Consider the following 10,300-nt stretch of genomic DNA (forward strand, 5'->3'; position numbering starts at 1 on the left):
CACCAGGTGCTCGCCCTTGCCACCCAGGGCGGCGAGCAGACGCGCCTGGCGCGGCAGCGGGTCGCCCTCCTCGCTCAACCGCAGCAGGCACATCTGCCGCGGCCAGGCGAGCTGCAGCGCCAGGCGCTCGGCCTCGACCTCGAGGCTGGCCAGGCTCTGCTGCGGATCGAGCAACTGGCGCAGCCAGGCCTCCTGCTGGTGGCGCTGCCAGTGGCGCTCGGCCTGCAGCACACGGTGCTCGACCAGCATCTCGGCGGCCATGCGCACCAGCTCGGCGTAGGGCCGCACGAGTTCCGGGTCGCCGGTGATGCCGAGCACGCCAATCAGCCGTTCACCATGCAGCAGCGGCAGATTGACCCCGGGTTTGACGCCGCGCAGGCAGGCGGCGGCCTGGGCGTCGATCTCCACCACGCGGCGGTTGGCCAGCACCAGCTGCGCGCCTTCGTGACGGGTGTGCAGGCGACTGGGATCGCCGCTGCCGATGATCATGCCCTGGGCATCCATCACGTTGATGTTGTGCGGCAGGATGGCCATGGCGCGGTCGACTATGTGCTGCGCCAGGGTGGAGTCGAGTTCGAGCATGCGGGCGGCCTCGCGGGGAAGGCCGCCATTGTAGGCCGATCAGCGGCCCTCACGATGCGGCCATCCAGACGCAAGTGAGTCGAAACGCCATCAGGCTGCCAGAGGGCTTACTCCGCGCTTGGCTGCGCAACGCTCTCGACGGCCTTGTCGTCCGCTGGCGCTTTCGCCTTGGCCTGATTGCGCCGTGCTTCGGCACGTTGCCGCCTGGCCTGCTGCCTGGCATGCAGCGCCTGCGCCGCCGTCACCACGCCAGCAGGCTGGCCTTGCAGATCCAGACGCGGCGCATTTTCCGTCATGGCAGCCCAGTAGCGACCGCCCCGGCACCAGGCGGCAATACCCAGCTTGAGCTGCTCACCTGTGATACCGAGCAACTGCAGATGCTGCTCGGCATCCTTGAGAATGCCCTCTTTCAGCGGCACCTTGGGTGCCGGATTGACCGGGAAAGCCAAGGGGAAGTGCTTCTGCAACCTCCAGATCGCCTCGACGGTAGGATCCTGCTCGCGTGGCTTGGCTTTCTGCGGCGCCTTGCGCTTTTGCGGCTTCGCGCTTGCGGTCTTTATCTGCTCTTTTTCAGCCCGCAGACGGTCACGTAGCTCGGCTAATTGTTCAAAACCCATCGTTCGGTTCGCACTGTCCTGGTTGGTTCGTGGCGCAAAGGTATCTTATGTGCTCGTTTCGTACAGCCTTATTGGCGGCTGGCGTGCCCGGCGGTAGGTGATGGACAGGCCGCAGAGACTTATGGAGGGCGGTTTTCGGCCAGAAGCAGCCATCCAATGGCAACTAAAGCTCGTGCGATTCAGTTGGTGACAGCGGCTAGATCAGAAGCCAGATGAGGCGATGGGCACATAGGCGCAAGAGCCTAGCATCTACGATGAGGACAGCAGGGCATTCAGGGATGCGCTCAAGCGGTCGATTCGTTCGGTGCTTTCGGTGACCAGCTGGGTGATCTCTGTTGCTGAATCGGCTGACTGCTGGGCGAGCTTGCGAACCTCATCAGCGACCACGGCGAAGCCGCGTCCTGACTCACCGGCCCTGGCCGCCTCAATGGCGGCATTCAAGGCCAAGAGGTTGGTTCTCTGGGTGATCGAGTTGATCGTTGCGATGATGTTGGCGATCTGGGTGCTCGACTCCTGTACAAGGCGCATCTCGCGATCCGTGACCAGCGAGGCATCATGCTTGGCCTGCTCGTCGATGCCGTAGCTGACCAGGCGCTGAATCCTGCCAATCGAATCGGTGATTGGGCAGACGGCCCCGCTGAATTGGATGGTGCGCCCATCCTTGCCTGGGATCGTATAACCGCCAGCGTATTGCTCACCCTTGAGCAGTCTCGAAAAGACTTCGCTGCCCAGAATATCGCGAAGGTTGAGCTTGAGGCGCAGCAGCTCCGATGCCTGCTGGAAACCCAGGTGCTGGATCAAGTAACCGTTGGCCGAGTACATCAAGCCATCAGTTCCCCATTCAGCTACGGCATTGGTGACGCTGATAGCTTCAAACCGCTTTTCCGACTCAAGGGACAGCTCCTTGGTTTGGGTGATATTGGCCTGAATTGAGATGTACTGCTCGACCTCACCCGCAGCGTTGAAAATGGGATTGATCGCCAGCGAAATCCAGTAATGCTCGCCCGTTTTCCCGTAGTTCAGGATCTCGTTGTAAATGGGGCGGTTGTTACGCAGGTCATCCCTGATCTGCGCGACGGTTTCCATGTCAGTGGCCGGCCCCTGCAGGAAGTGGCCCGGCTTCTTCCCGACCACTTCATCCAGGCTGTAGCCGGTGAGCTTGGTAAAGCCCTGGTTCACATACTGGATGAAGCCATCCTTGTTGGTGATGACGATGGAGTTGTCTGTCTCGTTGGCGACCAGGGAGAGCAGCTTGAATTCCTGATTGCGAAGCACCTCGGCGGTAATGTCATTGGCGAACTTGATGACTCGCACAACCTCGCCATCGGAGCTGCAAATGGGGTTATAGGTGGCATGAATCCAGACAGGACGGCCACTCTTGGTGATCCTCTCGTACTCGGCTGTCTCGAAGTTGCCGGCGCGCAGCTTGTTCCAGAATTCGGCGTAAGACCTGGATGTGCGCTCGGACTCACGGACAAAAATCTGGTGCTTCTTGCCGCGAATCTCTGCCAGGGAATAACCCATCAGGTTGAGGAAGTTTTCGTTGGCTTCGAGAATCGTGCCATCAGGGCCGAACTCGATAACCGCCTGTGAGCGATTGATGGCCTCCATCTGCGCGCGAATGCGGGCGCCCTCGATCACCTGGGCGGTAACGTCGGTGGCAAACTTGATGATCCGCTGGACCCTGCCGCCACGAATAATCGGGGTGTAGGTTGCCTGAATCCAAACAGGCTCCCCGCTTTTGCTGAGCCGCTTGAACTCTCCAGTCTGAGGCCTGCCTGCCCGCAGATCCTGCCAGAAGGAGCGGTATTCCGGGCTCCGGGCGTAATCAGGGGTGGCAAAGATGCTGTGATGGCGGCCGCGAGCTTCGTCGAGCGAATAGCCCAACAAGTCCAGGAACTTCTGGTTGGCTCGAATTATTTTGCCGTCAAGATCGAACTCGATGACCCCCTGCGTCTGCTCGATAGCATCCATCACATCCAAGGCAGATCTTTTACGAAATAGATTAAGCATCTAGGTTCCTGGCCATCCGGATAATTCTGCTTTTTGTTTAACGGCAAGCCGGGGCGAATTTAAGCCCCGCATGCCACGTCTAGATGCTCTCGTCGGCGGTACTTGGTTGAGGGGCTGCCGAGCGCGCGAGCCATCAGTCGATGACTATCGCCATCGCCCCTGCCAGTCCTCGGGCGTCGTTAACCGGCCAAGTGCGGACGGTCGCGAGGGGAAGATAAATCGCTCCCCTTTGTATATAAATTCGTTACTTCTTCAGTCCTGCACCCATTATCAATTTGGCTTGAGGTTCATTCTTGCCTCAAAAATCAATAAATCGCTCTCTCCATTTGCGACCATCATATTAACGAGGCGATCGCCCTGTCTTTGCTTGCCTGATCAGCGCCATGACAGACCCGAGTGAGGTTGTCCCCCAGTGCCTGCTTGAGCTCATCGGAAAAATTCTCAACACAACACAGGCCATACTGATCGACCTGTTTGAAGGTGACGCCATCCATAACACTTCCTACAAGAGCTGAAACCGCAGCGTCCTCGCGCGGTTACTACGAAAATTCGATGGTCCTTTAATGTGCCAGAGTAGGTACCTGCTGGGCTAAGGCTGGCGTATACCGACATGAGCCAGGAAACTCACGATAGCGGCACTGTGCTAGCCTGGCTGAAACTAGCGTGATCGAGGGGATAGGTAAACAAAAAATAGAGTCTTGCTTGACAGGGCTTCTGGGGCTGAAGACGGGAAAAGAGATGGATATATTTCTTTACTCTCAACGTCCGCTCTTGGACGAAGCAGCCATCCCCAAAACAACCTCAAAGCATCCCGCCCCAAGGCGAGCGGGTTGCTATTCAGAAGGCGCTTAAGAAACCTGAAAGCCATTGCCCGGCGCGCGCACCATACCGGCCCGCCTATCAGGGCGCCAGGCGCTCGCGCAGCCAACCCTCGCCCTGCAGGCGGTAGTTGAGGCGGTCGTGCAGGCGGCTCGGGCGGCCCTGCCAGAATTCGATGCGCTCGGGCAGCAGGCGGTAGCCGCCCCAGTACGGCGGGCAGTGCGGCGCCTGGTCATGAAAGCGCCGCTCGGTCTCGGCCAGCAGCCCTTCGAGCTCGTCGCGCCCGGCGATCACCCGGCTCTGCGGCGAGGCCCAGGCGCCGATGCGGCTGCCCAGCGGACGGACCTGGTAGTAGGCGTCGGACTCGCCGGGGGTGACCCGTTCCACCCGCCCTTCAATGCGCACCTGGCGCTCCAGGCTGGGCCAGAAGAAGGTCATCGCGGCGAACGGACGCGCCGCCAGCTGGCGCCCCTTGGCGCTGTCGTAGTTGCTGAAGAAGGTGAAGCCGCGCTCGTCGAGGCCCTTGAGCAGCAGCACCCGGCAGTGCGGGCGGCCCTCCTCGTCCACCGTGGCCAGAGTCATGGCATTGGGTTCGACCGGCAGTTGCTCGGTCTTCACCGCCTCGGCGAACCATTGGTGGAACAGGGCGAAGGGTTCCAGCGGGGCCTGGGCTTCGCTCAGGCCGTCGCGGGTGTAGTCGCGGCGCATATCGGCCAGCGTCTGGGTCATGGCAGTTCCTCACGATGGGGAAATGCCACCAAGCTTACTCCGACTTGCTGCTTTTTCCTTGATCTACGGCAGCCACCTTGGGTCCGGCGGCGGGGTCTGCCTTGGCCGGCCGGCTGTACTTGGCGATCAGCCCGTGCATGGTGTCGCGCGAGGTCAGGAGGATTTCCACGCGGCGGTTGAGGGCACGGCCGGCGGCGCTGTCGTTGGCCGCACGCGGCGCATCGGAACCGAGGCCCAGCACCTGCAGGCGGTTCTGCTTGAGGCCGCTCAGGCGGAAGATCGAGGTCACGGCGCGCGCACGCAGGTCGCTCAGCTCGCGGTTGCGGCTGGCATCGCCGCTGCTGTCGGCATGCCCAAGCACCACCACCGCGACGTCTTCGTCGGCTTCCAGCAGCTTGGCCACGCGGGTGATCGGGCCGAGGCTGACCGGCAACAGCATGTGCGGACGATCCGGGTTGAACGAGCCCTGCACCGGGGCGGTGACCACCAGCAGGTTCTCGCGCCGTTCGAACTCGAAGTGGCTGCCCTTGACCGCCTCGCGCAAGCGCGGCTCGTACTCGTCGAGCCAGGCGCGGGTCACCTGCGGCGGCGGCATGACCGCCGCTTTGGCGACTTCCTTCTTTTCCGAGCCGGCGCAGCCGGCGATCAGCAGGCAGCAGGTGAAAGCGAAGATCTTATTGGCGCGCATGAAGCCCCCAGGTTCTAACAGTCAAAGCGGATTAATTCACAACTTATGTTGCCGGGCAGTGTAGACCGGCCGTTACAGGCATTGCGCCAACTCGCGCGCAAGTTTCTGCGCACGCGGGTCCATCAAGACGAACGGTCCCAGATTGTTGGTGACGAAGCCGAATGCCACGTCGCGCTCCGGGTCGGCGAAACCGCTGGAGCCGCCCGCGCCGGGATGGCCGAAGGCGTAGGGCCCCATGCCGTAGGTGGCGTTGCCCAGTTGGGCCTGGTCGAGCATGCAGCCGAGGCCGAAGCGGGTACTGGTGAGCAGCGTGCGGTCCTCGCCGACACAGTGCTCACGGGTCATTTCTCCGAGCAGCTCGCCATCGAGCAGGCTGCCGTCGAGCAAGCCGGCGTAGAAGCCGGCCAGGCTGCGCGCGTTGCCGTGGCCATTGGCCGCCGGCTGCTGCATGCGCCGCCACTCGGGCTTGTTGGTGCTGGTCATGATCGACGGCGGGTTGGTGAAGGCGCGCGTGCTCAGCGCCGTCGGTTCGCTCATCATCACCTTGAGCAGGCGCTGCGCCGCTGCATCGCCGAGGTTGCCCTTGCCGCGGGCGATATGGGCGACGCGATCGAATTCGCTGTCAGCCAGGCCGACATGAAAATCCAGCCCCAGCGGGCGGGCGATGCGCGCGGCGATGCTGTCGCCGGGCCCGCGCCCTTCGACGCGGCGGATCAGCTCGCCGATCAGCCAGCCATAGGTAATGGGTGCGTAGCCATGGCCCTCGCCCAGCGGCCACCAGGGTTCTTCGGCGGCCAGCGCGGCGGTCATGGTCGGCCAGTCGTACAGCGCTTCGGCCGGCAGCATCTGATGCAGCGCCGGCAGGCCGGCCTGATGGCAGAGCAGGTGGCGCAGGGTGATGCGCTGTTTGCCGGCGGCGGCGAACTCGGGCCAGTAACGCGCCACCGGCGCGTCCAGCTCCAGCTTGCCCTCGCCGACCAGCTGCAGGGCGACCACGGCGGCGAAGGGTTTGGTGCAGGAGAACAGGTTGGCGATGGTGTCGCTGTGCCAGGCCTGCTGGCCGTCCTTGTCCATCACCCCAGCCCAAAGGTCCACCACGGTCTCGCCGCCGATCTGCACGCAGAGCGCGGCGCCGCGCTCCTGCGGGTCGTCGAAGAGCGCGGCGAAGGCGTCCTTGAGCGGCTCGAACCTGAGGTCGAAGTAGCCTTGAATCTGCACGAAAAATCCTTGCTGGCGGAAAGCGCGTAATGGTGCCACGCCCAGCGCGAGGATGCAGCAGCACCTGGCGCGGTTCTCGACCACCGGCCGCCTGGCTGGCGGCGGACTATTCCTCGACCGGCGGCTCGTTCACCTCGTCGCGCGCCGCCTGGCGGTCGACCGCGGTTTGCAGCCCCAAGGCGGCGGCAACGGAGGCTGCGGTGGTAGAGACCACGCCCATCGCCTTGGCCAGCCCCGAAGTCTCGTCGGAGCGAGCCGCCGCCGAGGTGGTGCTACCCCGATTGTCACCGCGACTGGTCAGGCCTTTGCCATTATTGGCGCCATCGGCCTGGCCGCTGCGCCCCACTCCGCCGCCCAGGCCCATGCCGCCGTCACCACGACCGGCACCGTCGCCGCCACGACCACCACCGTCACCACCACGGCCACCGCCACCCTCGCCGCCGCGACCGCCACCACCGGCTCCACCGCCGCCGCCCTCTCTCGCCTCGGCGGAGTCCACGAGCAAACTACCCGGCGGCGCGCTCAGCGCCGCCATCATCAGCGCGCAAGCACCAGCTGCCAGCAACTTGGTCATTCTTGTAGCCATGATGCTCTCCCGTCAGAGGATGATCGCCGCCGCGGAGTACGAGGCGCGGACAGTCGTTCGAGTGGCGTTTCAGCCCCAAGGTTCTGCCACCCGGACGAGCGGCGCCGTCATTCAGTCGATCTGTCGACGAAAGGGCGGCAGCGCGTTGAGAATCGCCTTGCCGTAGCGCTGGGTGACCACCCGGCGGTCAAGCAGGGTGATGGTGCCGCGGTCGGCCTCGGTGCGCAGCAGGCGCCCGCAGGCCTGGACCAGACGCAGGGAGGCGTCGGGCACGGCGATTTCCATGAAGGGGTTGCCGCCGCGCGCCTCGATCCACTCGGCCAGCGCCGCCTCCACCGGGTCGTCCGGCACGGCGAAGGGGATCTTGGCGATCACCACGTGCTCGCAATAGGCGCCGGGCAGGTCGACGCCTTCGGCGAAGCTGGCCAGGCCGAACAACACGCTCTCCTCACCGGAATCGACCCGCGCCTTGTGCTTGTTCAGGGTCTCCTGCTTGGACAGGTTGCCTTGGATGAACACGCGCTTGCGCCAGTCGCGGTCGAGGCCGTCGAACACCTCCTGCATCTGCTTGCGCGAGGAAAACAGCACCAGGGTGCCGCGACTGCCCGCCACCAGGCCGGGCAACTCGCGGACGATGGCCGCGGTGTGCGCCGCCGCCTCGCGCGGGTCGGCCTTGAGGTCGGGCACCCGCAGCACACCGGCATCGGCATGGTGGAAGGGGCTCGGCACCACCGCGCTGACCGCCGCCTTGGGCAGGCCGGCGCGCATGCGGTAACGGTCGAAGGTGCCCAGGGCGGTGAGGGTGGCCGAGGTCACCAGGGCGCCATGGGCGACGTTCCACAGGTTGCGGCGCAGGGTCTCGGCGGCGAGGATCGGACTGGCGTTGACCTCGATGTCGAACAGCGCGCCGCCATCTGCCAGGGTCAGCCAGCGCGCCATCGGCGGGCTTTCCTCGGGGTCTTCGGCGGTGAAGGCCAGCCACAGTTCCCAATTTCCCTTGGCCCGCGCCAGCAGGCTGCCGAACAGCGGGTACCACTCTTCGGCCTGGTGGCTGGCGATGCCGTTGGCGCCCTCGCCGTCCATGGCTTCCTTGAGCAGTTCGGTGACGCCGGTGAACAGATCGTTGAGCTTGGAAAAGCCCTTCTTCAGCTCCAGGCCCAGCTCGCGCAGGTGCTCGGGCACCACGCCGCCGACGAAGCGGTGACGCGGGCGCTCGCGGCCTTCCATGTCCTCGCCGGCCTTGAAGTCGGCGAGCTGCTCGCAGGCGGCGAACATGAACTGCTGCTGGGTCTTGAGCTCGCGGGCCAGCTCCGGCACCTGTTCGATCAAGCGGCCGAGATCACCCGGCAGCGGGTTCTGCGCCAGCAGCTTGGTCAGGTTCTTGTCGATCTGGGTCAACCAGTCGGCAGTGGAACGCAGGCGGGTGAAGTGGGCGAAGTGGCCGATGGCCTTGTCCGGCAGGTGGTGGCCCTCGTCGAACACGTAGATGGTCTCGCGCGGATCGGGCAGCACGGCGCCGCCGCCGAGGGCCAGGTCGGCCAGCACCATGTCGTGGTTGGTGACGATCACGTCGACCTTGCCCATGCCTTCGCGGGCCTTGTAGAAGGCGCACTGCTGGAAGTTCGGGCAATGGCGGTTGGTGCACTGGCTGTGGTCGGTGGTCAGCTGCGACCAGCGGCTGTCCTCCAGCTCCTCGGGCCAGCTGTCGCGGTCACCGTCCCACTTGTTGCCGGCCAGCTTCTCGATCATCGCGGTGAACAGCTTCTGGCCCTGCTCGTCGACATCGATGCGAAAGCCTTCCTCCTCGAACAGCTGGGCGGTGGCGCTCTGCGCGGCGCCGTCCTGCAGCAGGTGGTCGAGCTTGGACAGACACAGGTAGCGGCCACGGCCCTTGGCCAGGGCGAAGCTGAAATTCAAGCCGCTGTTGCGCAACAGGTCCGGCAGGTCCTTGTGCACGATCTGCTCCTGCAGGGCGACCGTGGCGGTGGCGATCACCAGGCGCTTGCCGGCCGCCTTGGCGGTAGGAATGGTGGCCAGGCTGTAGGCCACCGTCTTGCCGGTACCGGTGCCCGCCTCCACCGCGACCACGGCGGGCTCGCCCAGGCGCTTGCCCTCGTCGTCGGTCTTGATTGCGCCGAGCACCTTGGCGATCTCGGCGATCATCAGGCGCTGGCCATAGCGCGGCTTGAGCGACTTGGCCTCGAGAAAGCGGGAATAGGCGCCCTGGATCTGGGACTTGAGTTCGGTGCTGAGCATGGGATCTAGGGCGAAAAAGGCTGGATAAATTTTCAGTGTTTGAGCATCGGCCGCTATCATAGCGCGCTAATCGCTTCGGCGCAGATTCCATCGCGCCGCCCCTGCCTCGACCGGAGACGCCGCATGACGCCTTACGCCCCGCTCTACACCCTGCACCTGTTGGCCGCCCTGATCTGGGTCGGCGGCATGTTCTTCGCCTGGATGATCCTGCGCCCGGCCGCGGTTCAGGTGCTGGAGGCGCCGGCGCGGCTGCGCCTGTGGCTGAGCGTGTTCCAGCGCTTCTTCGTCTGGGTGTGGGCGGCGGTGCTGGTGCTGCCGGTCAGCGGCGTGGGCATGCTGCACCTGGGCTACGGCGGTTTCGATGCGGCGCCGCGCTACGTGCACATCATGATGGGGCTGTACCTGGCCATGCTGGCGCTGTTCCTGCGCATCCAGGCCCTGCAGCTGCCGGAACTGCGCCGTGCGGTGGAAGCCGAGAACTGGCCGACCGGCGGCGAAGTCCTGGGCAGGATTCGCAAGGTGGTGGGCAGCAACCTGCTGATCGGCCTGCTGCTGGTGAGCATCGCGGCGCTGCGGCCGGGCTTCTGAGGCGAGCCGACGCCACCGACAGGGGATCGCCGGGCCAAGCCCTGCAGGCTGCCTGTTGGGCTTCGCCGGGCTCAGCACCAACCTACCCATCGGCGCGCATCGCGCACCGGGCGGGCAGAGGCGCGCGGCTAGAAGCGCACCACCTGCAGTTCGCCTTCGCGCCCCGGGCTGCCTTGCCGGCCGGGCTGGCCCGGGGCGCGAAGG

The 10,300-nt window shown here is 64.7% G+C and carries 10 protein-coding genes; 1 reads left to right on the top strand and 9 read right to left on the bottom strand.

The genetic code is table 11. From position 1 onward, the window contains the following. The 9 genes from N878_RS03860 to dinG form a co-directional block, all read right to left on the bottom strand. Positions 1-582, bottom strand: a 582-nt coding sequence (locus tag N878_RS03860) for a sugar diacid recognition domain-containing protein (RefSeq protein WP_021442372.1), incomplete at its 3' end; no start/stop codon positions are given. 107 nt (positions 583-689) lie between these two features. Beyond that, positions 690-1,199, bottom strand: coding sequence for a ProQ/FINO family protein (locus N878_RS03865; protein ID WP_021442373.1), 510 nt, complete (start codon positions 1,197-1,199; stop codon positions 690-692). A 249-nt stretch (positions 1,200-1,448) separates the two neighbouring features. Next, positions 1,449-3,212, bottom strand: a complete 1,764-nt coding sequence (locus N878_RS03870) for a PAS domain-containing methyl-accepting chemotaxis protein (RefSeq protein WP_021442374.1) — start codon at positions 3,210-3,212, stop codon at positions 1,449-1,451. A gap of 335 nt (positions 3,213-3,547) precedes the next feature. Next, positions 3,548-3,706, bottom strand: a complete 159-nt coding sequence (locus N878_RS28275; protein WP_021442375.1) for a hypothetical protein — start codon at positions 3,704-3,706, stop codon at positions 3,548-3,550. 406 nt (positions 3,707-4,112) lie between these two features. Beyond that, a complete protein-coding gene (gene pdxH / locus N878_RS03875) occupies positions 4,113-4,760 on the bottom strand; it encodes a pyridoxamine 5'-phosphate oxidase (RefSeq protein ID WP_021442376.1) in 648 nt (215 codons plus the stop codon). A 34-nt stretch (positions 4,761-4,794) separates the two neighbouring features. After that, positions 4,795-5,448 carry an OmpA family protein gene (locus tag N878_RS03880; protein ID WP_021442377.1) on the bottom strand — a complete coding sequence of 218 codons (654 nt, stop codon included), beginning with the start codon at positions 5,446-5,448 and terminating at the stop codon, positions 4,795-4,797. Positions 5,449-5,520: 72 nt separating this feature from the next. After that, positions 5,521-6,666 carry an EstA family serine hydrolase gene (locus N878_RS03885; protein ID WP_021442378.1) on the bottom strand — a complete coding sequence of 382 codons (1,146 nt, stop codon included), beginning with the start codon at positions 6,664-6,666 and terminating at the stop codon, positions 5,521-5,523. A 106-nt stretch (positions 6,667-6,772) separates the two neighbouring features. Next, complete coding sequence (locus N878_RS28280; RefSeq protein ID WP_122108686.1) at positions 6,773-7,252, bottom strand: hypothetical protein; 480 nt, start codon at positions 7,250-7,252, stop codon at positions 6,773-6,775. Between the two features lie 111 nt (positions 7,253-7,363). After that, the gene (gene dinG / locus N878_RS03895; RefSeq protein ID WP_021442380.1) at positions 7,364-9,508 is read right to left on the bottom strand and encodes an ATP-dependent DNA helicase DinG; all 2,145 of its coding nucleotides are present in this window, start codon (positions 9,506-9,508) and stop codon (positions 7,364-7,366) included. A gap of 123 nt (positions 9,509-9,631) precedes the next feature. Between dinG and N878_RS03900 the strand changes: the two genes are divergently transcribed. Then, positions 9,632-10,096 carry a CopD family protein gene (locus N878_RS03900; RefSeq protein ID WP_021442381.1) on the top strand — a complete coding sequence of 155 codons (465 nt, stop codon included), beginning with the start codon at positions 9,632-9,634 and terminating at the stop codon, positions 10,094-10,096. The last annotated feature ends 204 nt before the right edge of the window (positions 10,097-10,300 follow it).

Origin of the sequence: Pseudomonas sp. EGD-AK9 (genome assembly GCF_000465935.2) — a bacterium.
In the GTDB taxonomy this organism is placed as follows: Bacteria; Pseudomonadota; Gammaproteobacteria; order Pseudomonadales; family Pseudomonadaceae; genus Aquipseudomonas.

Coding starts and splice junctions, on each gene's coding strand:
- N878_RS03865 (WP_021442373.1), bottom strand. CDS start 1,199: ATGGGTTTTGAACAATTAGCCGAGCTACGTGACCGTCTGCGGGCTGAA.
- N878_RS03870 (WP_021442374.1), bottom strand. CDS start 3,212: ATGCTTAATCTATTTCGTAAAAGATCTGCCTTGGATGTGATGGATGCT.
- N878_RS28275 (WP_021442375.1), bottom strand. CDS start 3,706: ATGGATGGCGTCACCTTCAAACAGGTCGATCAGTATGGCCTGTGTTGT.
- pdxH (WP_021442376.1), bottom strand. CDS start 4,760: ATGACCCAGACGCTGGCCGATATGCGCCGCGACTACACCCGCGACGGC.
- N878_RS03880 (WP_021442377.1), bottom strand. CDS start 5,448: ATGCGCGCCAATAAGATCTTCGCTTTCACCTGCTGCCTGCTGATCGCC.
- N878_RS28280 (WP_122108686.1), bottom strand. CDS start 7,252: ATGGCTACAAGAATGACCAAGTTGCTGGCAGCTGGTGCTTGCGCGCTG.
- dinG (WP_021442380.1), bottom strand. CDS start 9,508: ATGCTCAGCACCGAACTCAAGTCCCAGATCCAGGGCGCCTATTCCCGC.
- N878_RS03900 (WP_021442381.1), top strand. CDS start 9,632: ATGACGCCTTACGCCCCGCTCTACACCCTGCACCTGTTGGCCGCCCTG.